Annotated in this window: 26 protein-coding genes and 2 pseudogenes; 16 read left to right on the top strand and 12 right to left on the bottom strand. The window is 70.9% G+C overall.

The window, feature by feature from the left end; all coding sequences use genetic code 11:
* Nucleotides 1–18 precede the first annotated feature (18 nt).
* The gene (locus ACWD04_RS08675) at nt 19–1,779 is read right to left on the bottom strand and encodes an LCP family protein (RefSeq protein ID WP_451129536.1); all 1,761 of its coding nucleotides are present in this window, start codon (nt 1,777–1,779) and stop codon (nt 19–21) included.
* Nucleotides 1,780–2,228: 449 nt separating this feature from the next.
* Between ACWD04_RS08675 and ACWD04_RS08680 the strand changes: the two genes are divergently transcribed.
* The 7 genes from ACWD04_RS08680 (at nt 2,229) to serC (ending at nt 8,841) form a co-directional block, all read left to right on the top strand.
* Nucleotides 2,229–3,737 (top strand): ATP-binding protein, encoded by a 1,509-nt coding sequence (locus tag ACWD04_RS08680; protein ID WP_451129538.1) that lies wholly within the window; start codon nt 2,229–2,231, stop codon nt 3,735–3,737.
* Nucleotides 3,734–4,183 carry a roadblock/LC7 domain-containing protein gene (locus tag ACWD04_RS08685; protein WP_451129540.1) on the top strand — a complete coding sequence of 150 codons (450 nt, stop codon included), beginning with the start codon at nt 3,734–3,736 and terminating at the stop codon, nt 4,181–4,183. Before ACWD04_RS08680 ends, ACWD04_RS08685 begins: the two co-directional genes overlap by 4 nt.
* Nucleotides 4,180–4,551 carry a DUF742 domain-containing protein gene (locus ACWD04_RS08690; protein ID WP_451129542.1) on the top strand — a complete coding sequence of 124 codons (372 nt, stop codon included), beginning with the start codon at nt 4,180–4,182 and terminating at the stop codon, nt 4,549–4,551. Before ACWD04_RS08685 ends, ACWD04_RS08690 begins: the two co-directional genes overlap by 4 nt.
* Nucleotides 4,532–5,191 carry a GTP-binding protein gene (locus ACWD04_RS08695; RefSeq protein ID WP_451129544.1) on the top strand — a complete coding sequence of 220 codons (660 nt, stop codon included), beginning with the start codon at nt 4,532–4,534 and terminating at the stop codon, nt 5,189–5,191. Before ACWD04_RS08690 ends, ACWD04_RS08695 begins: the two co-directional genes overlap by 20 nt.
* The gene (locus ACWD04_RS08700; RefSeq protein ID WP_451129546.1) at nt 5,188–6,423 is read left to right on the top strand and encodes a cytochrome P450; all 1,236 of its coding nucleotides are present in this window, start codon (nt 5,188–5,190) and stop codon (nt 6,421–6,423) included. Before ACWD04_RS08695 ends, ACWD04_RS08700 begins: the two co-directional genes overlap by 4 nt.
* A complete protein-coding gene (locus tag ACWD04_RS08705; RefSeq protein ID WP_451129548.1) occupies nt 6,420–7,628 on the top strand; it encodes a cytochrome P450 family protein in 1,209 nt (402 codons plus the stop codon). Before ACWD04_RS08700 ends, ACWD04_RS08705 begins: the two co-directional genes overlap by 4 nt.
* A gap of 94 nt (nt 7,629–7,722) precedes the next feature.
* Nucleotides 7,723–8,841, top strand: coding sequence for a phosphoserine transaminase (gene serC / locus ACWD04_RS08710; RefSeq protein ID WP_451129550.1), 1,119 nt, complete (start codon nt 7,723–7,725; stop codon nt 8,839–8,841).
* Between the two features lie 131 nt (nt 8,842–8,972).
* Here serC and ACWD04_RS08715 read toward each other — a convergent pair whose 3' ends face one another.
* Genes ACWD04_RS08715 through ACWD04_RS08725 form a run of 3 tightly spaced genes read right to left on the bottom strand, consistent with a single transcriptional unit; the run spans nt 8,973 to nt 11,370 of the window.
* Complete coding sequence (locus ACWD04_RS08715; RefSeq protein WP_451129552.1) at nt 8,973–9,527, bottom strand: GNAT family N-acetyltransferase; 555 nt, start codon at nt 9,525–9,527, stop codon at nt 8,973–8,975.
* Nucleotides 9,528–9,547: 20 nt separating this feature from the next.
* Nucleotides 9,548–10,378 carry an ABC transporter permease gene (locus ACWD04_RS08720; RefSeq protein ID WP_451129554.1) on the bottom strand — a complete coding sequence of 277 codons (831 nt, stop codon included), beginning with the start codon at nt 10,376–10,378 and terminating at the stop codon, nt 9,548–9,550.
* Nucleotides 10,375–11,370 (bottom strand): ATP-binding cassette domain-containing protein, encoded by a 996-nt coding sequence (locus ACWD04_RS08725; protein ID WP_451129556.1) that lies wholly within the window; start codon nt 11,368–11,370, stop codon nt 10,375–10,377. The genes ACWD04_RS08720 and ACWD04_RS08725 overlap by 4 nt, the downstream gene beginning before the upstream one ends.
* 100 nt (nt 11,371–11,470) lie before the next feature.
* On the opposite strand from ACWD04_RS08725, the gene ACWD04_RS08730 reads away from it, so the two are divergent.
* The gene (locus tag ACWD04_RS08730; protein ID WP_451129558.1) at nt 11,471–12,244 is read left to right on the top strand and encodes a TetR/AcrR family transcriptional regulator; all 774 of its coding nucleotides are present in this window, start codon (nt 11,471–11,473) and stop codon (nt 12,242–12,244) included.
* Between the two features lie 43 nt (nt 12,245–12,287).
* A complete protein-coding gene (locus ACWD04_RS08735) occupies nt 12,288–12,689 on the top strand; it encodes a PPOX class F420-dependent oxidoreductase (protein ID WP_451129560.1) in 402 nt (133 codons plus the stop codon).
* A gap of 31 nt (nt 12,690–12,720) precedes the next feature.
* On the opposite strand, the gene ACWD04_RS08740 is transcribed toward ACWD04_RS08735, so the two are convergent.
* Nucleotides 12,721–13,704: a WD40 repeat domain-containing protein gene (locus tag ACWD04_RS08740; RefSeq protein WP_451129562.1), complete on the bottom strand. Its 984-nt coding sequence runs from the start codon at nt 13,702–13,704 to the stop codon at nt 12,721–12,723.
* Here ACWD04_RS08740 and ACWD04_RS08745 point away from each other — a divergent pair.
* On the top strand, nt 13,703–14,461 hold the full coding sequence (locus tag ACWD04_RS08745) for a GDSL-type esterase/lipase family protein (protein WP_451129564.1): 759 nt from the start codon (nt 13,703–13,705) through the stop codon (nt 14,459–14,461). The two genes, ACWD04_RS08740 and ACWD04_RS08745, sit on opposite strands and share 2 nt — an antisense overlap.
* A 206-nt stretch (nt 14,462–14,667) precedes the next feature.
* Nucleotides 14,668–15,621, top strand: coding sequence for an endonuclease/exonuclease/phosphatase family protein (locus ACWD04_RS08750; RefSeq protein WP_451129566.1), 954 nt, complete (start codon nt 14,668–14,670; stop codon nt 15,619–15,621).
* Nucleotides 15,622–15,666: 45 nt separating this feature from the next.
* Here the strand turns inward: ACWD04_RS08750 and ACWD04_RS08755 are convergent, their stop codons facing one another.
* The gene (locus ACWD04_RS08755; RefSeq protein ID WP_451129568.1) at nt 15,667–16,308 is read right to left on the bottom strand and encodes a TetR/AcrR family transcriptional regulator; all 642 of its coding nucleotides are present in this window, start codon (nt 16,306–16,308) and stop codon (nt 15,667–15,669) included.
* A 317-nt stretch (nt 16,309–16,625) separates the two neighbouring features.
* On the opposite strand from ACWD04_RS08755, the gene ACWD04_RS08760 reads away from it, so the two are divergent.
* Nucleotides 16,626–16,997: a cupin domain-containing protein gene (locus ACWD04_RS08760; protein WP_451129570.1), complete on the top strand. Its 372-nt coding sequence runs from the start codon at nt 16,626–16,628 to the stop codon at nt 16,995–16,997.
* Nucleotides 16,998–17,236: 239 nt separating this feature from the next.
* On the opposite strand, the pseudogene ACWD04_RS08765 reads toward ACWD04_RS08760, so the two are convergent.
* From ACWD04_RS08765 to ACWD04_RS08785, 5 genes and pseudogenes are all read right to left on the bottom strand, one after another.
* Nucleotides 17,237–17,348: pseudogene (locus ACWD04_RS08765) on the bottom strand (AraC family transcriptional regulator); the annotation flags it as partial.
* Nucleotides 17,349–17,363: 15 nt separating this feature from the next.
* Nucleotides 17,364–17,981, bottom strand: coding sequence for a DUF1707 SHOCT-like domain-containing protein (locus ACWD04_RS08770; RefSeq protein WP_451129572.1), 618 nt, complete (start codon nt 17,979–17,981; stop codon nt 17,364–17,366).
* A 191-nt stretch (nt 17,982–18,172) separates the two neighbouring features.
* Nucleotides 18,173–19,513 (bottom strand): FtsX-like permease family protein, encoded by a 1,341-nt coding sequence (locus tag ACWD04_RS08775; RefSeq protein ID WP_451129574.1) that lies wholly within the window; start codon nt 19,511–19,513, stop codon nt 18,173–18,175.
* Between the two features lie 3 nt (nt 19,514–19,516).
* Nucleotides 19,517–20,320: an ABC transporter ATP-binding protein gene (locus ACWD04_RS08780; RefSeq protein ID WP_451129997.1), complete on the bottom strand. Its 804-nt coding sequence runs from the start codon at nt 20,318–20,320 to the stop codon at nt 19,517–19,519.
* A 284-nt stretch (nt 20,321–20,604) separates the two neighbouring features.
* Complete coding sequence (locus ACWD04_RS08785) at nt 20,605–21,099, bottom strand: hypothetical protein (protein WP_451129576.1); 495 nt, start codon at nt 21,097–21,099, stop codon at nt 20,605–20,607.
* A 330-nt stretch (nt 21,100–21,429) separates the two neighbouring features.
* On the opposite strand from ACWD04_RS08785, the gene nadE reads away from it, so the two are divergent.
* The 3 genes and pseudogenes from nadE (at nt 21,430) to ACWD04_RS08800 (ending at nt 23,588) form a co-directional block, all read left to right on the top strand.
* On the top strand, nt 21,430–22,275 hold the full coding sequence (gene nadE / locus ACWD04_RS08790) for an ammonia-dependent NAD(+) synthetase (protein ID WP_451129578.1): 846 nt from the start codon (nt 21,430–21,432) through the stop codon (nt 22,273–22,275).
* Between the two features lie 50 nt (nt 22,276–22,325).
* Nucleotides 22,326–22,444: pseudogene (locus ACWD04_RS08795) on the top strand (prolyl aminopeptidase); the annotation flags it as partial.
* A 148-nt stretch (nt 22,445–22,592) separates the two neighbouring features.
* Nucleotides 22,593–23,588 (top strand): aldo/keto reductase, encoded by a 996-nt coding sequence (locus ACWD04_RS08800; RefSeq protein WP_451129580.1) that lies wholly within the window; start codon nt 22,593–22,595, stop codon nt 23,586–23,588.
* Nucleotides 23,589–23,736: 148 nt separating this feature from the next.
* On the opposite strand, the gene thpR is transcribed toward ACWD04_RS08800, so the two are convergent.
* Complete coding sequence (thpR, locus tag ACWD04_RS08805) at nt 23,737–24,309, bottom strand: RNA 2',3'-cyclic phosphodiesterase (RefSeq protein ID WP_451129582.1); 573 nt, start codon at nt 24,307–24,309, stop codon at nt 23,737–23,739.
* A gap of 99 nt (nt 24,310–24,408) precedes the next feature.
* Here thpR and ACWD04_RS08810 point away from each other — a divergent pair, with 99 nt between their 5' ends.
* Nucleotides 24,409–24,990 carry a Uma2 family endonuclease gene (locus ACWD04_RS08810; RefSeq protein ID WP_451129584.1) on the top strand — a complete coding sequence of 194 codons (582 nt, stop codon included), beginning with the start codon at nt 24,409–24,411 and terminating at the stop codon, nt 24,988–24,990.
* Nucleotides 24,991–24,996: the final 6 nt, after the last annotated feature.

Raw genomic sequence — 24,996 nt, forward strand, 5'->3', positions numbered from 1 at the left:
GTGCGGGGCCGGTCGGTCCTACTTGGCGCAGACCGCCTTGTCCGCTTCCACGCGCTGGATGTCGTCCGGCGCCTTCTCCGGGGCCGAGAGCGGGCTGCCCGCCGTCTTGTAGTCCGGGCCCAGGGTCAGCTTCATCGGGTCCATCTCGCCCGCGTCCGTCGTCGTCGGCTTGAGGGCCGAGGCCGACAGGCCCATCATGTCCGCCAGCCGGCGGGCCTGATCCGCCTGGTTGGGGGCGTAGACGAGCTGGGTCTTCTTCACGTCCTCCGGCGCGTTCGCCTGGTTCGTGGACTTCAGGACGCCCTGGTCGTTCTGCAGCCAGTCCAGGGCGTTCTGCGCGGAGCCGGCGGGGGCGCCGCCGTTGAAGACGTCGACCCGCACGTCCGCCGCCTCGGCCATCTCGCCCTTCAGCTTGGCCTGCTCCTTGGCCTTGGCCTCGGCCTTCTCCTGCTTCTCCACCGCGGTGAACGAGACGTCCTCGCGCATCATCGAGAAGACCTGCGGGGCCTTGGACTCGTCGAGGATGACGGTGGCCTCGTCGTTCGGGTTGTCCAGTACCGGGACCGTGGTGAAGGTGATGTTCTTGGGGTCGACCGACGCCAGCTCCATGCCCAGCTTGCGGAGCTGGTTTATGTCGTCGATCTTCTCGTCGACGGTCAGCGCCTTGGTGGCTGCCTCCGCGAGTGACCACATCTTGGTGGGGCTGGTCAGGGTTTCGCTGGACTTCAGCTTGCGCATCAGCGAGCCGAGGAACTGCTGCTGGATCTCGATGCGGCTCAGGTCGCTGCCGAATCCGACGGAGTGCCGTGTACGCAGGAAGGCCAGGGCCTGCTCGCCCTTGAGGGTGTGCTCCCCCTGCGACAGCTTGAGGTGGGAGTCCTTGTCGTTGATGTCCTTGGCGAGGCAGACGTCCACGCCTCCGACGGCGGTCGTCAGGGACTTGACCGCGTTGAAGTCGGCAACCATGAAGTGGTCGACCTCGATGCCGGTGAGCTCGGTGACGGTGCGCATGGTGCAACTGGGGGTGCGGTCGGACTGTCCCAGACTGGTGTTGAAGCGCCCTCCGGGGGTCGCGGGGATGTCCTTCTTCTCCCCGTTCTCCAGTTCCGTCGGGCATTTGGGGATGTCCGCTATCAGGTCACGCGGGATGCTCAGCGCGGTCGCGTTCGTACGGTCCTTGGAGACGTGGAAGAGGATGTTGGTGTCGGCGTGGCCGACGCTCCCCGCGTCGCCGTATCCCTCGTTGCCCTCGCCGGTCCGCTTGTCGGTCCCGATGACGAGGACGTTGATGGCCCGGTCCTTGCTGAAGCCACCGGTGCCCGCCCCGTCGGTGGAGATGGCGGTGATGTTGCCGTTGAAGTGCTGATACACGAGGTACCCCGTGGTGCCGACGCCCACCATCAGGAAAGCGAGCACGCCGCCGGTCCACACCAGGGCCTTCTTCTTGCCGGACTTCTGGGGCTTCGCCTTGCGGCGCCCGGTGGCCGCCGGTGCGGCGGCCCGGCTCCCCTGCTTGCGCGACTCGCCCCGGTCCCGTCCGCCACCGGCACCCCGGCGCCCACCACGCTGACCGGGCACGGTGGCCCGGCCGGGCGGCGTCGTCTCCGGTTTCGACCTGCGGCGCGGTGCGGGCGGTCTGACGTCGGACGTACCGGTCGGCGCGGATGATCGCCCTGGGGAGGCGGTCAGTCGCAGTTCGTAATCACCGGTGTCGGGGTTGAGTACCCACTGGTCTGCGGGGTCGATACCCTCGTCCCGCCCACGGCCTTGCGCGTCCACGGTTGCCTGCGTCCTCCGTCGGGGCCACGCGGCGCCTCCCCCTTCAAGGCGCGCGGTGTGTCGTACGGCCTTGTCGACCTGGCAGGCCGACTGCACCGAAGCGCTCACACTAGCTGGCCACCGGCCCACGGGCGACGATGGTGATAAATCAAGCAGCACACAGGGGGCATAGCGCCACATACGCCGCCAACCATCCACGCAACCCGCCGCTCACCCCGGGGAACACCCGCCGCACCACGCGACTGGAGTCAGTTCCAGCCGAATCTCATGCAGAAGTAGCCACAAGGACCTCCCAAACAAGTCGTCAGTTCTCTTATAGTTGCGATGACTTGATCAGGGACGATCAGTTCCACTTGTGGTTCTTTCACCCTCATCACACCGGAATATCCCGATTACCCCTCTCGCCCTACCTGCCCTGCCCTCCGCACCGTCCGCCCCGAGGACTCCGATTGCGCCCTTCACTCCGGCCGACCGCACTCGCCCTGCTGATCTCGGCAGCCGTCACCGGTTCTCTGTGCTTGTGGGCCGTCGCCGCCGCACCCGCCTCGGTACGGATCCCGCTCGCGTGGGGGGCGGGATCCGCCGCCGTGCTGCTGTGTGTCGCGGTGACCGTCACGGTCCGCACGCTCGCCACCGCCCGCAACCTCCGCGCCCTGCGGGCCGCCGACTCCGACCGCTTCACCGCCGAGACCTCCCGCCTCGTCTCGACCTCCGCCGCCGAGGCCCAGCGCTTCACCGCGGATACCGCCCGGATCAGAGCGGCCGCCTCCGCCGAGGCGGCCCGGGTCACCGCCGAGGCGGACGACCGGGTCGCCCGGGTCACCGTCGAGGCCGCCGAGCAGGCCGAGCGGCTCACCGCCGAGGCCGCCCGGCTCACCGCCCGCGCCCGGCGCGCCGAGAACGAGCGCTCCGCGGCGATCGCCGCCTCCGCCAACGCCGCGGGCCGGATGCAGGCCCTGGCCACGAGCATGCTGGCCGACCTGCGCGAGATGGAGCACCGGCACACCGCCGAGGACGTACTCGGCGATCTGCTGCACCTGGACCACCGCACGGCCCAGGCCGGCCGTCTCGCCGACTCCATCGCCGTGCTGACCGGTGCGCGCTCCGGGCGCCGCTGGGCCAAGCCGATCGTGATGGAGTCGATCCTGCGCGGCGCGATGGGCCGCATCGGCGGCTACCAGCGCGTCCGCCTCCATTCGACCAGTGATGTGGCGATAGCGGGCCACGCCGCCGAGGGCGTCATGCACGCCCTGGCCGAGCTCCTCGACAACGCCGCCAACTTCTCGCCGCCCACCGCCGAGGTACATGTGTACGTCGAGGAGGTCCCGGCGGGCATCGTCGTCACCGTCGAGGACAGCGGCCTGGTGATGAGCGATGTGCAGCTGCGCCGCGCCGAGCGGGCCGTGTCCGCCGCCAACCAGGACCTCACCGGTATCTCCGGCACCCGGCTCGGCCTCGCCGTCGTCGGCCGGCTGGCCAGGAAGCACGGCCTCACCGTCTCCTTCCGTCCGTCGGCGCGCGGCGGCACGGGCGCGCTGATGATGCTGCCGCAGGAGCTCATCTCCCGTACGTCCACGCCCGCTCCCCGCCCGGAGCCCACCCGGCACCCCGAGCCCGAGCCGGACCACGCGACGCCGGACACGGAGAACCGGGCCCCGGCCACCGCGGCGGCGGACTCCCCCGGGCCCGTGTCACGCACGGACGCCGCCCCGGAGAACCAGGACTCCGCGTCCGAATCCACCGGTTCCGTCCCCCAGTTCGGTGACAGCGGCCTCCCCAAGCGCCGCCGAGGCCGTACCCTGGCCGCCGCCGAAGCCCGTACCGGCAATGCCGCCCCCGGCGGAGCCGAGTCCCCCCGGCCCCGTACCACCGACGCGAAGGTGCAGGCTGCCCGCTTCAGCACCTTCAGCCAGGCGGTACGAGCCAATTCCCCGCACCCGGAAGGCAACACCCGATGACCGCGACCACGGACGAGAAGCTCAACTGGCTGCTGGAGGGGCTGCTGGAACGCACGCCCGGCGCCCGGCACGCCCTGGTCCTGTCCCGGGACGGCCTGAAACTGTGCCGGACGCCCGAACTCTCCGTCGACCAGGCGGACCAGCTGGCCGCGATCTCCGCCGGCATCCAGAGTCTGTCGCACGGCGCGTCCATCGAGTTCGGCGACGGCACCGGCGGCGTACGGTCCGCGATGACCGAGTTCTACGGCGGCGTGCTGTTCATCGTCGAGGCGGGCGCGGGCGCCCACCTGGCGGTCGTGGCGGCGGAGGACTCCGACGTCGGCCTCGTCGGCCACAACATGAGCGAACTCGTCGAGCAGCTCGGCGAATACCTCGTCGCCCCGCCGCGCGACCCCGCCGGGCCCGGAGACGCGGCGGGCCCGGCCGCGGGAACCGCGGCCGTATGACGTCCCTCCCGCGCCCCCGCCCGGGACGCGACGACGACCCGGACCGGCTGTACACCCTCACGGGTGGCCGCAGCCGGTCCGACTCGGCCGCGTTCGACCTCGTCACACTCATCGTCACCGAGTGCGAACCGAGCCCCGGGATGCAGTCGGAACACGTCGCGATCCTGCGGATGTGCCACAGCCCCACCGCGGTCGTCGAGATCTCGGCCACCCTGCGACTGCCCGTCAGCATCGTCCGCATCATGCTGTGCGACCTGCTCGACACCGGCCGGATCAGCGCCCGCCACCCCCGTAACGCCCGTGTCGAGGACCGGCTCCCCGACACCGCCACCCTGGAACAGGTGCTCGTTGGACTCCGCAACCTCTGACCGTGCCGCCCTGCAGGCGACGGCCGACAACGGACTGAAGATCGTCGTTGTCGGCGGCTTCGGGGTCGGCAAGACCACCATGGTCCGATCCGTGAGCGAGATCCGTCCGCTCAACACGGAAGAGACCATGACCCGCGCGGGCGAGGCCGTCGACGACCTCGACGGTGTGCACTCCAAGACGTCCACCACGGTCGCCTTCGACTTCGGCCGCATCACGCTCGACGCGCGTTCGGTCCTGTATCTCTTCGGCGCGCCCGGACAGGAACGCTTCTGGTTCCTGTGGGACCGCCTCTTCTCAGGCACCCTGGGCGCCGTGGTCCTCGTCGACACCCGCCGGCTCGCCGACTCCTGGTACGCGATCGACCGGCTGGAGCACCACGGCACGCCGTTCATCGTCGCGTGCAACGACTTCGGCGGACCGCTCCACAGCGAGCAGCAGATCCGCGAGGCCCTCGACCTCTCCCCCGACGTCCCGCTCGTCGAGTGCGACGCCCGGGACCGTTCCTCCAGCAAGTACGTCCTGATCACGCTGGTCGAGCACCTCCACGCACTCTCCGTCGCCCGTACGAAGGCCGCCACCGCGGCCCTGGCAGGAAGCCCTGCCCCGGCGGCCGCAAAGACCCCGGAGCCAACGCTGTGACCCAGTGCCCCGTACCCCACGGTTCCGTACCCCTCTCCGGGCCACGGTTCCACACCGACCCCGCACAGACGTACCGGACCATGCGCCGCGACCACGGCACCGTGGCCCCTGTCGTGCTCGACGGCGACATACCCGCCTGGCTGATCATCGGCTACCGCGAACTGCACCAGGTCACCAACGACCCGGTGCTCTTCAGCCGGGACTCGGAGCTGTGGAACCAGTGGGACAACATCCCGGAGGGCTGGCCGCTGCTGCCGATGATCGGCCGCAAGCAGCCGTCGATCCTCTACACGGTCGGTGAACGGCACAGCGTCCGCGCGACCATGATCAGCAACGCGCTGGAGGCCGTCGACCCGTTCGCTCTGAAGGGGTACGCCGAGGAGTTCGCCGACGATCTCATCGACCGGTTCTGCGCCATCGGCCGCGCCGACATCATCGCCGAGTACGCGATGCTGCTCCCGGCCCGCGTCCTCGCGAAGCTCTTCGGCTTCAGCGACGAGGTCGGGGCCGCGCTCGTCGTATCGATCAACGACATGATCGACGGCGGCGAGCGCGCGCTGGCCGGACAGCAGCACCTGGGCTCGTCCATGGTGCAACTGGTCGCCGACAAGCACGCCGAGCCCGGCGACGACGTCGCGACCCGGATGCTCCAGAACCTGGACGGCTTCAGCAGCGAGGAGGTCACTGAGGACCTCATGGTGATCATCACAGCGGGCCACCAGCCGACAGCCGACTGGATGGGCAACTCGCTGCGGCTGATGCTCACCGACGACCGCTTCGCCGCCTCGCTCTCCGGCGGCCGGCACAGCGTCGCCGAGGCGATGAACGAAGTGCTCTGGGAGGACACCCCCGCCCAGAACGCGGCCGGCCGCTGGGCCTCCCGCGACACGCGCCTCGGCGGACAGCACATCCGCGCCGGCGATCTGCTGATCCTCGGCATCGCCGCCGCGAACAGCGACCCGCAGGTACGCACCGACGGCTCCGCCCTGACCGGTGGCAACAACGCCTTCCTCTCCTTCGGCCACGGCGAGCACCGCTGCCCGTTCCCGGCACAGGAGACCGCCGAAGTCATCGCCCGCACGGGGATCGAGGTCCTCCTGGACCGGCTGCCCGACGTGGACCTCTCCGTCCCCGAGAACCAGCTCGGCCGGTTCCCGAGCCCGTGGCGCAGCGGCCTGAGGAACCTGCCTGTGCACTTCACGCCCGCACCCGCACTCGGAGGCCAGAAATGACCCGAATCGCCCTCGATCCCTTAGTCGCCGACCTCGACGCCGAGAGCGCCGCGCTGCGCGCCGCGGGCCCGCTGGCCGAGGTGGAGCTCCCCGGCGGGGTGCACTGCTACGCGGTGACGCATCACGCCGAGGCCCGCCAGCTGCTCACCGACAGCCGTGTGGTCAAGGACATCAACGTCTGGAACGCCTGGCAGCGCGGCGAGATCCCGATGGACTGGCCGCTGATCGGTCTCGTCAACCCGGGCCGCTCCATGCTGACGGTGGACGGCGCCGAGCACCGCAGACTGCGCAGTCTGGTCGCACAGGCGCTGACCGTGAAGCGGGTGGAGCGGCTGCGGACCGGCATCGAGGCCCTGACGAACGCCTCCCTGGACCGGCTCGCCGCGATGCCCAGGGGCGAGACGGTCGATCTGAAGGCGGAGTTCGCCTATCCGCTGCCGATGAACGTCATCAGCGAGCTGATGGGCGTGGGCGCGGCCGACCACCCCCGGCTCAAGGAGCTGTTCGAGAAGTTCTTCTCGACGCAGACCCCACCGGAGGAGGTCCCGCAGATCCTGGCGGACCTCGGCACGCTCTTCACGAAGTTCGTCGACGACAAGCGGGCGAACCCGGGCGACGACCTGACCAGCGCCCTGATCGCGGCCGCCGAGGACGACGACCACCTCAGCAACGAGGAGATCGTCAACACGCTGCAGCTGATCATCGCGGCCGGTCACGAGACCACGATCAGCCTGGTCGTCAATGTCGTCGAGGCGCTCCAGACCCACCCCGAGCAGCGCGAGCGCGTGCTGAGCGGTGAGGTGCCGTGGGAGAACGTCATCGAGGAGACCCTGCGCTGGAACACCCCGACCTCGCACGTGATGATCCGTTTCGCGACCGAGGACATCGAGGTCGGCGACAAGGTCCTGCCGAAGGGTGAGGCCCTGATCGTCTCCTTCGGCGCGCTGGGCCGCGACGAGGCGCAGTACGGGCCGACCGCCGGTGAGTTCGACATCACCCGCTCCCCGAACCGTCACATCGCCTTCGGCCACGGTCCGCACATCTGTCCGGGCGCCGCGCTGTCCCGGCTGGAGGCGGGGGTCGCACTGCCCGCGCTGTACGAGCGCTTCCCCGAGCTCGACCTCGCGGTACCGGCCTCCGCACTGCGGAACAAGCCGATTCTGACTCAGAACGACCTGTACGAGCTCCCGGTCGACCTGGGCTGATCCGGGCCCGCACCGGTCATCCACGATCCGGAGCTCGCGTCTCATCCGACGGACACGGTCCCCGGCCGCTTCCGGAGGGACTACGCTCCGGATCGTGGCTGACATCCAGATTCCCGCAGACCTCAAGCCCGCCGACGGACGTTTCGGCGCCGGTCCCTCCAAGGTGCGGACGGAGGCGGTCGACGCGCTGGCCGCGACCGGCACCTCTCTTCTCGGTACCTCCCACCGCCAGGCCCCGGTCAAGAACCTGGTCGGCGAGGTACGCGACGGCGTGCGCAGCCTCTTCTCCCTCCCCGAGGGATACGAGGTCGTCCTGGGCAACGGCGGCTCCACCGCCTTCTGGGACGTCGCGACGCACGGTCTGATCGAGAACAAGTCCCAGCACCTGAACTTCGGCGAGTTCTCGTCGAAGTTCGCGAAGGCCGCCAAGCTGGCCCCGTGGCTGGCCGACCCGACCGTCATCGCCGCGGACCCGGGTACCCACCCGGACCCGCGGGCCGAGGCGGGCGTCGACGTCTACGCCTTCACCCACAACGAGACCTCGACGGGTGTCGCAGCCCCGGTCAAGCGAGTCGCGGGCGCCGACGAGGGCTCCCTCGTCCTGGTGGACGCCACCTCCGGCGCGGGCGGCCTGCCGGTCGACATCACCGAGACGGACGTCTACTACTTCGCCCCGCAGAAGTCCTTCGCCTCCGACGGCGGCCTGTGGATCGGCGTGTTCTCCCCCGCCGCCCTGGACCGCGCCGCGCGCGTCCACGCCTCGGGCCGCCACGTCCCGGAGTTCTTCTCGCTGCCCACGGCGATCGACAACTCCCTGAAGAACCAGACGTACAACACCCCGGCACTGGCCACCCTCTTCCTGCTGAACGAGCAGCTGAAGTGGATGAACACCCAGGGCGGTCTGGACTTCACGACCGGCCGCACGGCCGCGTCCTCGCAGCACCTGTACGGCTGGGCCGAGGAGTCCAAGTACGCCACCCCGTTCGTCACCGACCCGGCGAAGCGCTCGCAGGTCATCGGCACCATCGACTTCGAGGACGGCATCGACGCGGCGGCCGTCGCCAAGGTGCTCCGCGCCAACGGCATCGTCGACACGGAGCCGTACCGCAAGCTGGGCCGCAACCAGCTGCGCGTCGCGATGTTCCCGGCGATCGACCCGGCGGACGTCCAGGCACTCACCGCCTGCATCGACTACGTGATCGACAAGCTCTGACGCTCACGCCTCCGGGACGGCCTCGTACACCTCGGTGTGCGGGGCCGTTTCCCTGCCTGAGGGGGGCCGAGGAGAAGCAGGCCGGGCTCGCCGAAGGCCCGTAACACCCGCCCCCTCGTGATCCGCGACGGTCAGAGACCGCGCCCGGAGCCTGCCGCCCGCCCCGGCCCGGTCTCCCGGGGCCCGTCCCGCCGCCATCGCACCTCGCCGTCCTCCCGCTCGGCTGTCGGCCGCAGTCCCGCGGCGGCGGCCACGGCGGCGGAGGCCGCGTGGTCCGGGTGGATGTGGGCCACGACGGTCCGGACGGAGCCCTGGTCCAGCAGGTGCCGGACCAGGGCCACCGCCGCCTCCTTCGCGTATCCCCTGCCCTGCCACCGGGTCCCGACCACCCAGGCCACCTCCGCCCGCTCCCCGCGCACGGTGGCCTGGACATAACCGGCCAGGCCACCGTCGCCACGCACCCGGAGCACCCAGTTCCACCAGAGCTCTGCGGGGTCGGGCGAGCCGGCACCCTGGCGCTCGTAGCGGGCGCGCAGGGCACCGGCGTCCTCCGGGGCGCCTCCCGTGTAGGCGTGGAGGGCGGGGTCGAAGAGGACCGCGGCCATCTCTTCCGCGTACGCGACGTCGAGCGGGAGCGCGTCGAGACGGGCGGTGGAGAAGGGCTCGGGAGCCTTGTTGACCTGCATGGGCCGGAGCCTATGCGGCGTCAGCGGCTGAGCCGCTGGAATCTGCGCACCGCGAGCGGCAGGAACACCAGTGTGATCACCAGCGGCCACACCAGCGACATCAGCAGCGCGTGTTCCTCGACCCAGGTGCCACCACTCGCCACCGGGTTGCCGAACAGCTGCCGGGCGGCGGTGACGGTGGAGGAGACCGGGTTCCAGGCGGCGACCGTGCCCAGCCAGCCCGGCATCAGCGAGGGGGCGACCAGCGCGCTGGAGATCATCGTGACGGGGAAGGCCACGGCGTACAGACCGCCCGCCGATTCCGCGTTCGGGACGAGCAGCCCCAGCCAGACCCCCACCCAGATCAGGCTGAACCGCAGCAGCAGGAGCAGCCCGAACGCTCCTACGGCCTCCACCGGGCCGCCTCCCGCCCGCCAGCCGATCGCCAGCGCCGTGGCCGCCAGGATCACCAGCTCGGCGCAGGCCACCACGAGGTCCGCGACCCCGCGGCCGGCGGCGACGGCGGACGGGGCCATCGGCATCGACCGGAAGCGGTCGATGACCCCCTTGCCCGCGTCGGTGACCACGGCCATCGCGGTGCTCATGAAGCCCATCGCCATGGTCGTGGCGAACATGCCGGGCATCAGGAACTCCCGGTAGTCGCCGCCCCCGGGCACCTTCATCGCACTGCCGAACACATAGCCGTACAGCAGCACGGAAATGATCGGGAAGCCGAGCTGCCAGATGATCGCGAGAGGCTGCCGCTGGTAGTGGGTGAGGCTGCGGCGGGTGACGTTCCAGCAGTCGGCGAGTGCCCAGTACGCACGGCCCCGCTCGCGGCCGGTGGTGGCATGCAGTCCGAGCGCGGTCATGCCGCGTCCTCCGTTCCTGTGGGGGCCTTCGCCCCGTGTCCCGTCAGCCGCAGGAACACGTCGTCCAGGCTCGGCCTGCGCAGTCCGATGTCCTCCACTGCGATCCCTCCGTCCTGGAGTGCCCGTGCGATCTCGGTCAGCGCGGCCACGCGGTCGGCGACCTGGGCGTGCACGCGACGATCCGCCACTTCCGTCACCACCAGCCCGCCGCCCGCCACCCGGTCCACGGCCTTCGCCACCGCCGGGAGGTCGGCCGGCTCCACGGCGACGACCTCGATCCGGTCGCCCCCGATTCGGTCCTTGAGCCCGTCCGGACTGTCGTCGGCGATGGCCCGCCCGCGGTCGATGACGGTGATGTGCGAGGCGAGCTTGTCCGCCTCGTCGAGGTACTGCGTGGTCAGCAGCACCGTCGTACCGCCGGCCACGAGTGCCTGTACGGCGCCCCAGACCTCGCCCCGGCCCCGGGGGTCGAGCCCGGTGGTCGGCTCGTCCAGGAACAGCACAGTGGGTGCGAGGATCATCGAGGCGGCCAGGTCGAGTCGCCGCCGCATCCCTCCGCTGTACTCCGCGACACCCTTGCCCCCGGCCTCCACCAGGTCGAACTGCTCCAACAGCTCACCGGCCCGCCGCCGGGCCCCGCCGCCCAGGTGGAAGAGGCGGCCGAACATCTCCAGGTTCTGCCGGCCCGTGAGGACCTCGTCCACGGCCGCGTACTGCCCGGCGAGCCCGATCCGGCTCCTGACGCGCTGCGGCTCGCGCGCCACGTCCAGCCCGGCGACCTCGGCCCGGCCCCCGTCGAACCGCAGCAGGGTCGCGAGGACCCGCACGGCGGTGGTCTTGCCGGCACCGTTCGGACCGAGCAGCCCGTGCACGGTCCCGGGGCGGACCGCGAGGTCGAAGCCGTCGAGCGCGCGTCTCTCCGCGGCCCCCTTCCTCGCCCCGTACCGCTTCACGACCCTCTCGGCCAGCACCGCATGTCCGGATGCGGACATGACGTTCACTCCCCTTCGCGTCTCCCCTACAACTGGGTACACCGTACCCGAATTCGAGTACGCCGTACTCAGTTTTACGACAGAGGCTTACCCTGTGGCCATGACGAAGAGCGAACCGGCAGGCGGCACCACCACGGGGAGCGGCGACATCGCCCGCAGCCTGGAGCTCCTCTGGGGCACCGGCGAACGCCCCAGCCGCGGCCCCAAGCCCGGCCTCACGCTCGACCGGATCGTCGCCACGGCCGTCGGGATCGCAGACACGGAGGGCCTCGACTCGCTGTCGATGCGCCGGCTCTCCACCGAACTCGGCACCGGCACGATGACGCTCTACCGCTACGTCCCCGGCAAGGCCGAACTGCTCGACCTGATGCTCGACCGCGTCCAGGGCGAACCGCTCGCCACGGACGCCTCGGAGGTGCCGGAGGACTGGCGGACAGCCGTCGACGTCATGGCCCACACCTACCGGGCCACCCTCCACGCCCACCCATGGCTCCTCAAGATCAACCAGGCGCGCACGGTCCTCGGCCCGAGCGCTCTGCGCAGCCTCGAACTCGCACTGACCGGCCTCCGGGGCATGGGCCTCACCGGTCCCGAGCTGATCAGCGTGATCATCACGGTGAACAGCTTCGTCGAGGGTCTCGCCCGCACCGAGAACCACGCGGTGGAGGCAGCCCGGGAGACGGGCCTGAGCGACGCCGATTTCTGGAACGGGCAGCACCCCTACCTGGAGCGGGCCATGCTGAGCGGGGACTATCCGCAGATGGCCGCCCTGTCGGAGGACGCGTTCGGATCCGACTTCGACCACTTCGCGTTCGGCCTCGGCCGCCTCCTCGAAGGCTTCGAGACGCTGGTCCGGCAGCGCGCGGAAGAGTAAACCGAAAGGCCCGGATCACCCCGTTTTCATGCACCATGGATACATGGAGACGATCCCCGAACTGGAGCCTTTCGTGAAGCAGTACACCGTCCTGCTCAGCAGCCGCAGGCCGGACGGATCAGCTGCCCGCACCCCCGTCAGCATCGCCGTCGAGGGCGACCACGCCTACATCCGTACGTTCTCCTCGGCCTGGAAGGTCGACCGGATGCGCAACCACCCGGTGGTGGAGATCGCCCCGTCCACCGTGCGGGGCGCGCCGACCGGACCACCGGTGAAGGCCTGGGCACGGCTCCTGCAGCAGAACACGAAGGAGAACACCCATGCCGCCCGGACACTCTCCCGGAAGTACCCGGCGCTCCAGGGCGTGGCCGTCCCGCTCACACACCGGCTGAAGCGTGACCGCACACTCCACTACGAACTGCGGCCGATCACCGACGACATCTGAGCGAGCCGGTCGTGCGCACCGGACGGCCGCTCTACCCGCGGCGGCGTCTGGCCGCGATCAGGGCCAGCACGATGACGACGACCGCCACGGCGCCCCCCGTCGCCGTGCCCGTCCTCGCATCCCCGTCCTCGCCGTCCGCCCCGGACGACGTCCCGCCGCCCCCGCCGTTCGGCGAGGGTGCCTCGTCGCCGCCCTCCACCTCCACACGCACCACTTCGCTGCGCTCCCCCTCGGAGCCGAACATCATCGCCGAGCCGTCCACCGTGTACGTCACCGACTCGGCCTGGCCCTGGAGCGGCACGCTCACCGCACGGTCGGCACCGAGCCGTCCGTCCTCGAAGGCATAGCCCCGGGTACTGAAGTAGGAGCGCAGCACCAGGTCCCTGCCGTCCGGGGAGAACGCCCCGTCCGTCACCCACGGGACCTCGCCCACACGCCGGAAGACATTGGCCCCGCCGGCCGTCAGCCTCTCCGGGCCCTCGTAGAGACCGCCGCCGTCCTCGTTCTTCGAGGCGATGTACACCCGCCCGGTCTTGGGGTGCACCATCATCGCCTCGGCGTTGCGCGCCCCGTCCGCGTACGTCACGTCGAACTGCGTCGCCCGCACCGTGGCGTCCGCGAGCCGCTTCGGCTCGGGGAAGCGGTAGATCCAGACGTGGTCCCAGGAGCCGTCGAGGTTGTCGCCGATGTCACCGACGTACAGATTCCCGTCGGGTCCCAGCGAGATCGCCTCCACGTCGCGGGGCTCCCCCACGCCCTCCATGGTGATCGTCGCGATGGTCTTCCCGGTCCGGGAGTCGACGGCGTAGACGTACGGCCCGTCCTCGCTGTCGTTGTGCGTCCAGTAGACCCCGGGGTGGATCCGGCTGGCGGCGAGACCGCTGGACTCGGTGATGCGGGTGTCCTCGATCGTGAAGGTCTGATCCGCCTCGCCCCCGTCGTCCGCGACGGCGGGCACCGTCCACGTCACAAACAGGAGGGCGGCGGCAGCGGAGACGGTCAGCAGCGATCTCATGGCACAAGTGTCCACCGTCACGTCGCAGGCCGGAGCCGTGATCGGCCATGATGTCGCCATGCGCTTTCTCTTCGTCGGTGACTCCATGACCATCGGGCGTTCCGGCGACTTCACCTGGCGTTATCGCATGTGGCAGCACCTCGAAGCGACCCTCGGCGACGGCGGGTACGCGATCACGGGCCCGCGCACCGCGCTGTACGACACCGAGGCGGACACCCCGTGCTCCCACACCTACGGCGATGCCACCTTCCCCGCGCCCGCGCGCCGGCACCTGGCCGGCTGGGGCGAGGGCTGGCTCCACATGGCCCCCGTCATCGCGGACACGGTCACGGCGGCCCGCGCCGACGTCCTGCTGGTCTCCCTCGGCCTGATAGACCTCGGCTTCTACACGGACAGCACTCGGACAGCCGCGAACGTACGGGCGTTCATCGCTGCCGCCCGCACCGCGAACCCCGGGATCAAGCTGGTGCTGCTCCCCGTCATACCGAACATCCGGGCGGAGTCCGACGCCCCCTTCGCCGCCGAGTGCGACCGCTTCAACACGCTGCTCGCGACGGTGGTCGCCGACCTCGACGCCCCCTCGTCCCCGGTCCTGCTGGCCTCGCACCCCACGGGCTACGACATCCACACGGACACCTACGACGGCACCCACCCCGGCCCCACCGGTGAGCACAAACTGGCCGGTGCCTTCGCCGATGCGATGCACCAGGCCTGGGGCGTAGGCGGCCCGTACGCGGGAGCGCTGGTAGCGGCCTGATCCTCTGCGGACCTCGCAGTCACGGGGTCGTCCGCCCCGGCCACGCCGATGACATCCACGGTGAGGACCACCGCTGACAACCGGCGCCGGTCCTCGCTCGGAACGGCGGCCCGGGGCGGAACCGGATCGAGGGATCCCGCGTCATCGTCACCAGCCGGTCCTCGCAGGGAGGCGTCCGGCACGGAGCATGAGCGCGTGAGGAAGAGATGAAGAAGCGGGGCGGCCGAGCACCGGGCTGGAGCTGGAAGCGGGGCCGCGTGGTCGCCCTGTTCTGCCTCCTGGTGGCGGCCCTGCTCGTCTTCCCCGGCCTGGTCCCCAACACCCCCGGCCACATGGGCAGTCTGCTGGAGACCTTCCTCCCCTGGCTCGGCCTCGCCGTCCCCGTCCTGCTGGTCCTGGCACTCCTGCGCCGCTCGTTCCTGGCGTCGGCCGTGCTGCTGGTGCCCGTGGCCGCCTGGTTCACCCTCTTCGGGCCCATGCTGCCCGCCGGAAGCCAGGCACCGGACGGTCCGTTCACCGTGGTCCAGCACAACGTCAGCGATGTGAACCCCGACCCCGCCGCCACCGCACGGGCCTTGGCCGGGACGGACGCCGGCCTCATCGCCCTGGAGGAACTGACGGCCCCGGCCCTGCCCGCCTTCGAAGCGGCGCTGGCCTCCGGCTACCCCCACCATGCGACGCGGGGCACGGTCGGCCTCTGGTCGAAGTACCCGCTCACCGGCGTACGGCTGGTGGACATCAGGCCGAAGGACGTCGGGGAGGGCTGGAACCGGGGGCTGCGGGCGACGGCCCGTACACCACACGGCGAAGTCGCCGTGTACGTCGCGCACCTGCCCTCGGTACGGATCGGCGCGACCGGGCTCACCTCCGGACGGCGGGACGAGAGCGCCGCCCTTCTGGGCGAGGCGATCGCCGCCGAGCCTCTGGACCAGGTGATCCTCCTCGGGGACCTCAACAGCACGCTGGACGACCGCGGTCTTGAACCGGTCAGTTCGCTGATGACCCCGCCGGAGCCCGGCTTCGCGTTCAGCTGGCCCGCGAAGCTCCCGGTGGCCAGGATCGACCAGGTCCTCACCCGTTCGGCGACGGTCACCCGCCTCCGCTCGCTGCCCGCCACCGGAAGCGACCATCTGCCCATAGCGGCGGACATCAGACTCTGAACGCACCAGGAGCCGGCCCCGCGCTCCGGAAGCGGCCGGCCCCGCTCAGGCCGTCGGCTCCACCCCGAGCATCGCGAGCCCCAGCTGGGTCAGCTCCTCCGACACCTCGTCCGGCCGGGCCCTGCGCGGACGGCGGGCATGGTGGGCCATGAGTTCGTGGACCGTACCGACCATCACCATCACCACGACCCGGTGGTCCCGTTCCTCCACCTCCCCGCGCACCGCCGCGCGCTCGGCCTCACCGGTCAGGAAGTCGGTCCACAGGTCACGCCACCGTTTGCAGTGCGCGTCCACCGCCGGACTGACGCCCAGCACCTCGACGAACGTCACCCGCGCCGCACGCAGGTCCCGGGTCACCGCCGACACGTACGCGTCGAAGAGCCGCCGGAAGCGCTTCCCCACCGGACAGTCGTCCATCCCCTCGGAGAGCAGGGCCGCTTCCGACGCCCGCAGTCCGCTGGTCGTGATCTCGTTGTGCAGGGCCATCAGCAGGCCCTCCCGGGAGCCGAACTCCTCCCAGAGCACCTCCTCCGGCACCCCGGCCGTCTCGCACAGGGCCTGCTCCGACGCATTCGCGTACCCGTACACCCCGAACAGCTCCAGGCCGGCCTCGAAGAGCTGCTCACGGGCCCGCGTACGCACGCCGTCGACAGCACCGGTCAGTTGGTCCACCGGGACATCCACCATGGGTCCTCCTTGGTCTGCCCCGGACAGGGCTCGGGCGCCCCTGGACGGCGCGTGCGCCATTGTCCTGGTCCGTGACGCAGTGCGCGCCCCACGCCGCGCCGCTGAGCGCACAGTCCCCCAGTACCGGTGAGCGCTCGCACGGTTGTACAAAATCGACCTGATCAGCGGACTGCGTCACCCTCCACATCGGCATGACGGGCCCCACGTACACCGTCACGGCCCATGACCCATACCGAACAGCGGGAGTTCGGGCACGGCAGGCTGGGGGCAGTGCCCGGCAGCCGACCCGGACCGATCCCCGCACGGAAGGACTCGCCGTGCCCACACCCCCCGTTCCCGTCAGCCTCGCCGACAAGCTCGCGCAGTTCAGCGAACTGTGGTCGCCGAAGATCGTGGCCGGCGTCAATGACTACCTGGTCCAACTCACCACGGTGAAAGGCGAGTTCGTCCGGCACACCCACGAGGCGACCGACGAGTTGATCCTGGTCGTCTCCGATCGGCTGACCATCCAGCTTCGCGACGGTGACGTCACGCTCGGCCCCGGTGAGCTCTTCGTCGTCCCCCGGGGCGTCGAGCACTGCCCCGTGGCCGAGGAGGAGGCCGCCATCCTGCTTCTCGAACCGGCCGGGACGGTCAACACCGGCGACGCCGGCGGGCCGATGACCCGGCAGGCCGAGGCCCTCGACTGAGCGGCGGTCCTGCGGAGACCCTGAACGGCAAGCCGCCTGATGTGCGCCACTCCGCCTGTCCGTGACCACCGACGACCGATGCCCGGTCCGCCCCTGGCCCGACCGTCAGAGGCGCTCCAGCACGGCTCGTCCGGCGTCGGCGGGCAGGACGTTCAGCTCACCCGAGGACGAGATCAACGGCCTGCTCAGCGATGATGAGGCGCTTCGCCCTTACCCACCCACCCTGGCCGTACTTGTGCTCACGTTTTGCCGGTGTCCGCCTGCCTGCGATCACCTGCGAAGTCGAGGACGGTATTCGCCCGGGTGGCCTCGGGTACGTCGGAAGGCACGGCTGAAAGCATGCGGAGAGGCGCGAACGCCTGCAACTCAGTCGTGCGCCGGGTTGCTGCGCAGCTTGCGCCGTTCCCAACGGTTCGGGTGGCGAATGATCACTCCCGCCATGCCGCCGGCCCCGGTGAGCCGGATCAGCGGCGTCCCCGGGAGGCGGTCGGGGGTGGTCTTGTCCTTCAGGCCACCGATGCCGGGGTCCATGCCACCGGTGTCCACGGCCCAGGCGTCAGGGATGACGATCGTGACACCGGCCATTTCCCCGTACGCCTCCAGTGCGACCTCGGTGAGGCGGCACTGAGCCCGGGTGAAGTCGAGCCGCACGCCACCCACGCCACCGTGCGCGACCAGCTGCCCGGGAACATCCCAGCGCCCGGGGCCACGGGACGCACCGTGCATGCCGCCCTTGAGCACCAACGCGGGCTGACTCTCGGCGGGAATCAGCCTCGGCAGGTCGGCGGTCAGGACGGCCAGCTCGGCGTGGGTTCTGGCGGTCAGCGCCTGCTCCAGACGGGTGTCCAACTCCTCGAAATCGATCCGCCCCTCGGCTGCCGCGTCGCGCAGCTGCTCCACCACCGCGTCCCGGTCGTCATGTGAGGCGCGGAGTTCGCCTGGGGGCAGAGGGCGCACGGAGGACTCCGGAGGCTGGGCAGTCATGAAGCCAAGGATAGCCAGACGACGGGCTGTTGGGCAGGTGTCCGCCCCGTGCCGGATCGGCCGGGCTCCGAGCAACGGCCACCACTGGTCCCCGGCGGGCTGCCAGTTCGTACCGGCTCCGGCAACTACCCCGCTCGACGTCGCCGCCTTCGTCGATGGCAGCGGAGGCGCCCTTGCTCTTCCGTACGGGATCACGCGGCCACGGTGACGGCGTCGATGGCCGGCGTGCGGAGTGATCTGTGCGCCGTCCCGAGGCTCGTGCCGAGGGTGCCCACGGTGGAGACGGCCATGATGACCAGCCAGGTGGCAGGTCCCTGGTCGGGCAGGACCTGGTCGGTGCGGACCATCGTGAAGGGGATGATCCCCGCGATCCCCGCGACGGTGCCCAGGACCAGACCGGTCAGTGTGAGGATCGCCGCCTCCCAGCCGACCACGCCCAGGACCTGGCCGGGGGTAGCCCCTGCCAGGCGCTGCTGGCCGAACTCGCGGCTGCGGTAAGAGGTGGCGGCGTAAAGGCTGTTGACGAGCATGATGCAGGAGAAGACGACGATGATGCCGACGACGACCAGGTTCAGGGTCTCCACGTTCTTGTCCTCGACGGTCTTGTCCAGGCCGGACGCCGCGACCCAGTCGCTCTCCACCGCCTGGATGTAGAGGGTGGCGGTGGCCATGGCGGTGAAGATGATCACCGGCATCAGCACTCCGGCCAGTTCCGCACCGCGTCGCCGCAGATTGCGGGCGCTCAGGTAGCCGCCCGCCCCGCCCATCGTGGCGAACGGGCCCTGCAGCAGCGCCAGGAGCCGGTCCAGCAGGGACGGGGCGAGGACCGCGAAACCGACGGAGAGCAGAACGGCCCCGTAGACGGGGAACGCCATCAGCATCTCCTCCGTGCTGTCGACGGCGTACGTGGTCAGGATCCCCCCGGTCCCGGCCACCAGTGCGGCGTAGCCCGCCCGCGTGCGGCCCCGGCCGCCGGACGGGCCGCGGGTTCCGGCGGCGGCCTCGGTGGCGCGGCGTACGGCGAGGAACGCGGCGCCGACGGAGGCGAGGACCGCGATGCCGAAGCCCGAGCCCAGGGCCGTAGCACCGAAGGCCGGATCGACGTCCGGAGCGACCTGGCCGCTGTCCTGGAACAGGTCGAGCAGCAACCGCCCGCCGAGCACGGCGGGCCCGATGGCGAGCACCGCGCCGGCCAGGGCCACCACGGCGGACTCCCCGACGACCATGCGCGTGATCTGGGCGGGAGTGGCCCCGGTGCAGCGCAGCAGATGGATCTCCTCGGCGCGCTGGCGGACGCTGACGGTGAGGGTGGAGGCGATGGCGAAGAAGACGAGGAGGGAGCCGTATCCGCCGACGACGCTCGCGGAGACGGTCATGGACTCCGAGCTGACCTCGTCGACTCCGGGAGCCGCCGCCGTGTCGTGCAGAGAGCTGAACGTCATGACGATCACCGCACCGAGGAACGCCGAGAGCAGGGTGGCGAGGAAGCGCCCCGGGCGCTTGCGGACCGAGCGCATGGCCAGGAACAGCATCGCTCACACCTCCATCAAGGGGCCGTTGTTCGCGCGCCGTTCGGCTGCGCGGTCCCCGAGGTGCGTCATGCGTTCGGCGACGGCCTCGGCGGTGGGAGCGGGGAGACGGCCCGCCAGCCGCCCGTCCGCGAGGAAGAGCACCGAGTCGGCGTAGGAGGCGGCGACCGGGTCGTGGGTGACGAGCACGACGGTGCCGCCGTGCAGGCGGACGGTCTCCTTCAGCAGGGTCAGCACATCGCGTGCGCTGCGCGTGTCCAGGGCGCCGGTCGGTTCGTCGGCGAAGATCACGCCCGGCCGGGTGACCAGGGCGCGCGCGATGGCGACGCGCTGGCGCTGACCGCCGGAGAGTTCGTCGGGAAGATGGCCGAGACGCTCACCGAGTCCCACCTGTGTGAGGACCGCGCGGATGCTCCCCCGGTCGGCCTTCCGGCCGGCCAGCCGGAGCGGCAGGGAGGTGTTCTCCTCGACGGTCAGGGTGGGCAGCAGGTTGTACTGCTGGAAGACGAAGCCGATCCGGTGCCGCCGGAATTTCGTGCGTGCCGCCTCGCTGCCGCCGCTCATCTCCTCGCCGTCGACGAGGATCTGCCCCCGGTCGGGGCGGTCCAGGCCCGCCGCGCACTGGAGCAGCGTGGACTTCCCGGAACCGGAGGGGCCCATGACCGCGGTGAAGCTTCCGGCCGGCAGGCTCAGGGTCACCCCGTCGAGGGCGGTCACCGCACTGTCCCCGGTTCCGTACACCTTGGTCACCGAGACCAGCCGCAGAGCCTCGGCGGCCCGGCTCGTGGGCTGCCGTTCGCGATCGAACATGGTCATCACCCTCTGCTCGTCGGACGCACCCTGCGCCACGTCAACGACGCTACGGACGGCAGCGGGCGAGCACATTGGGCGTACGCCCCCGAGTGCCGGGTGTCGCTGAGTACACCCCGTACGGGGGGAAGCCCCCGAAGGGCGATACGCCCCCGGGGTATCACCTCACGGTCGAGCCGGCGCCCACGAGCGGTATGCGCCCGACGCGGGAGCACCCATACGACTCGACAGGCCGGCCGACGAGGTGAAGTCCCTCCTTAACCGGCCTCGGTGGCCACGCCCCGTCACCGCTCCGGGAACGGCTCCCCGCACGCGCTGCAGAACTTCGGCGCCCGGTCCGCGGACAGCCGCCCGCACTGCGGGCACACCAGGTCCAGCATGCAGGGGGCCTCGCCACCCTCGTACGCGGGAGCGCGCACGGCCGGCTTGATCGCCAGACCGGGGCGGCGGCGGTGCACGGTGAAGTACGTCAGCCCCTCCGGCCCCGCCTCCAGTGCGCGGCGCGAGGTGCGGGGCAGCCAGATGACGGTCGTCGGGGTGAGCTCCAGGGTGTCTCCGGCGCCCGTACGCAGGCTGCCGGCGCCGGCAAGGACGACGAGGAGCACGTCCAGGACGTCCTCCTGATGCTCACCCACCCCGGCGCCCGGCGGCAGACGGACGAGGTTGGCGTCCAACTCCCGCCCCTGCTCGGCAAGATGCCACAGGGCGCCGCGCTCACCGGGAGCGGCGGAGGCGAGAAGCTCGTCCAGCACCGTCAGGACCTGCGGGTCGGCATTCACAGCTCGGCCTCCTCGTCGTCTCGCTCGCCGGCCTCTTGGACCTGGTCGAAGTGGGTCTCCGCCCCAGTTTTCCACGGCCTTCCACGACCTCGGGCACGCTGCGGCGCTCAGGGACAGGCTCTGCGGCCGGACGGTAGGCCTCCGTAAGCCGAGGCCTGATGACGCCTGTCCGACGGGAGTGTGCGCGCCGTGGTGGGCCTGGCCTCGGCGAAACCCTGTGGGAGTCCGCGTACCACGTGGCCGTCAGGGCTGACCGCCACGGCCGCACACGCAACGGCCCTGGGTAGGGTGGGCGCGACAGGCATCGTGGAACCGGACCGAGGAGCAGACGTGAGCGAGCCGGCGAACATCACCCTGCAGCGGGAGATAGCCCGGGAACTGGAAGTCGCGGAGACCTTCGACGCCCACCAGGAGATCGAGCGCCGCGCGGCCTTCCTCGCCGAGCGGCTGACCTCGACGGGTCTGCGCTCCCTGGTGCTCGGCATCAGCGGAGGTGTCGACTCCACCACCGCCGGCCGGCTGTGCCAGCTCGCCGTCGAGCGTGCCCGGGCCGCAGGCCACGAGGCCCGGTTCTACGCGATGCGCCTCCCCTACGGGGTCCAGGCCGACGAGCACGACGCCCAGCTCGCGCTGTCCTTCATCCAGGCCGACCACGTACTGACCGTGGACATCAAGCCCGCGACGGACGCCACGCAGGAGTCCCTGCTCACCGGCGACGTGGCCTTCCGCGACCCCCGTCACCAGGACTTCGTGCTCGGCAACGTCAAGGCCCGGCAGCGCATGATCGCCCAGTACGCGGTGGCCGGTGCGCACAACGGCCTCGTCGTCGGCACGGATCACGCGGCCGAGGCGGTCTCCGGCTTCTTCACCAAGTTCGGGGACGGCGCCGCCGACCTGGTCCCGCTGACCGGCCTGACCAAGCGCCGGGTGCGTGCCGTGGCGGAGGCGCTGGGCGCCCCGGCAGAGCTGGTGGGAAAGGTGCCGACGGCCGACCTGGAAACGCTGGACCCGGGCAAGGCGGACGAGCAGGCGCTCGGAGTCACCTACGACGCCATCGACGACTTCCTGGAGGGCGAGCCGGTGGACGAGCAGACCTTCGACACGATCGTCAGCCGCTACCGCCTCACCGACCACAAGCGCCGGCTGCCCGTCGGCCCTCCCCAGCAGGAGCGGTGAACCGGGAGCCCGACGAGAAGTACCCGCCGATCGAGCCCTACGACCGGCGAATGCTGGATGTGGGGGACGGCAACTCTCGTACTGGGAGGTCTGCGGCAACCCGGCCGGCAAACCCGCCCTCGTCGTGCACGGCGGACCGGGCTCGGGGTGCGGGCCCGGGGCCCGGCGGCACGCCGAGGTGACGGTCATCGACGACGCGGGCCACACGGGCGGCCCGGCGACGTCCCGGGCGGTGCCGGCCGCGCTGGACCGCTTCGCGCGGCGCGCCTGAGTCCGCCCTTGCTTAGAGCGCGCTCGAAGGAGTTGGCTTGGGAACCATGAAGTACACGCAGCTCGGACGCACCGGACTCAAGGTCAGCCGCCTCGTGCTGGGGACGATGAACTTCGGCCCCCAGACCAACGAGAGCGACAGCCACGCACTCATGGACGCCGCCCTGGAGGGCGGCGTCAACTTCTTCGACACGGCGAACGTCTACGGCTGGGGCGAGAACAAGGGCCGCACCGAGGAGATCCTCGGCACCTGGTTCGCGCAGGGCGGCGACCGCCGTGACAAGGTCGTCCTCGCCACCAAGGTCTACGGCAACATGGGGGCCGACGGCGAGGCGTGGCCCAACCACGACAAGCTGTCCGCCCTCAACATCCGCCGCGCGGTCGACGCCAGTCTCAAGCGGCTGCAGACGGACCACATCGACCTGTACCAGTTCCACCACGTCGACCGGGACACCCCCATCGACGAGATCTGGCAGGCCATCGACGTCCTGATCCAGCAGGGCAAGATCCTCTACGCGGGCTCGTCCAACTTCTCGGGCTACAAGATCGCGCAGGCCAACGAGCGGGCCCGGCAGCGGGGCAGTTACGGCCTGGTCAGCGAGCAGTGCATCTACAACCTGATGGAACGCGGCGCCGAGATGGAGGTCATCCCGGCCGCCCAGGAGTACGGCCTCGGCGTCATCCCGTGGTCGCCGCTGCACGGCGGGCTGCTCGGCGGCGCGATCCGCAAGGAGCGCGACGGCGGAGGCGCCCGGTCCATCTCCGGCCGCTCCGGCGACGCGCTGGCCGACCCGAAGGTGCGGGCGCAGATCCAGGCGTACGAGGACCTGCTGGAGAAGCACGGTCTGGAGCCCGGCGAGGCCGGCCTGGCATGGCTGCTCACCCGGCCCGGCGTCACGGGCCCGATCTCCGGCCCGCGCACGCGCGAGCAGCTCGACTCGGCGCTGCGCGCGGTGGAGCTGGAGCTGTCGGACGAGGTGCTGTCGGCGCTGGACGAGATCTTCCCCGGCCCGGGCCCGTCGCCGGAGAACTTCGCCTGGTAGCCACGCGGCGCGCGTGCGGCCTTCGCCCCCCGGGGGTCAGCCTCCGAGGGCGGAGGCCGCCGCGACGACGATGAACATCAGTACGAGCACGGAGGCCATGATGCGGTTTCTGGTCTTCGGATCCACCCGACGAGCGTAACCGCCCCGCTCACCGGCCCAGCGGCCAGGCCTGCACCACCTCGTACCTGGGCTGCTCCCCCGGCACCCCGTCGACCGGAAGGTTGCTGCGTACGAGAGTGAGCTCGGCGGCCTCCCAGCGCATGCCCTCGAAGCCTTCCAGTGCCGCCGTGTACGGGGTCAGGTCCGCCGGGACCCGGCTGCGGGCGAGGGTGAGGTGCGGGGTGTAGTGGCGGTGCTCCTCCATCGGGATCCCGGCCTTGCGCGCGGCGGCGTGCGCCCGCTGCGCCAGCAGCCGCAGCGTGTCGATGTCCCCCTCGGCCCCCGCCCAGAACGCCCGCCCGTCGAACCTGCCGCCGCCATGGATCCGCAGCGGAAAGGGCTCGGTCCGGCGCGCGGCCCGCTCCAGCCGGGTGTACAGCTCGGGCAACAGCTCCTCGTCGACGTTCCCGAGGAAGGCCAGCGTGTAGTGCCGGCCCGCCCGGGCGGTCCAGCGGAGGTTCACGGCTCCGGGCAGCCGGTGCAGCGGGGCGACTGCCCTCGCCAACTCGTCGGCGGCGGGCTCCGGCGGCAGGACGGCGGCGAAGAGTCTCTGGCTGCTCATGCGGCGAGTGTCCCAGCGTCCCGACGTGACCGGGGGGCCGGGCCTGCCGTTGCACTACGCGGCTGCCCGCGCCGTGCGACAGCGGGGAGGAGCGGCACGATGACCGTCATCGACGACAGGATCGAGACGGCCGACACCAGCGACGAGCGCACCTTGGACATGATGTTCGAGTGGCTTGAGCCCGCCCCCGAGGGACTCAAGGTCGAGATCGTCGAAGGGAACGTCTACGTGTCGCCGCCAAGGGGCACTCACTGGCAGATCATCCTCTCGATCGTCAGGCAGCTGTTCGCCACGTACCAGGAGGAGCAGCTGCTGTCCGACGTGCGTATCGACTTTCCCGGCCGCCTCCACGGCTTCGCGTCCGACGTCGTGGCTCTGTGCGAGGGCGCCTCGGCAGATGCCAAGGGCCACTGGCGCTACCAGGACACCGAGTTCGTCGCCGAGGTGATCTCCAAGGACACCGCCGCGAACGGCTACGGTCCGAAAAGGGCCACGTACGCCACCGCAGGCGTACCCGTGTATCTGATCATCGACCCCTACAAGAGGACGTGGCATCTCCACACGATTCCCAAGGACGCCGAGTACCGCAGCGTGCTGAGCCTCGACTTCGGAACCCCGGTCGACCTGACCGACACCCCCGTCGGTCTCGCTCTCCGGACGGACAGGTTCCCCCGCGACTGAAAACGG

Source organism: Streptomyces sp. NPDC002911 (assembly GCF_053591835.1).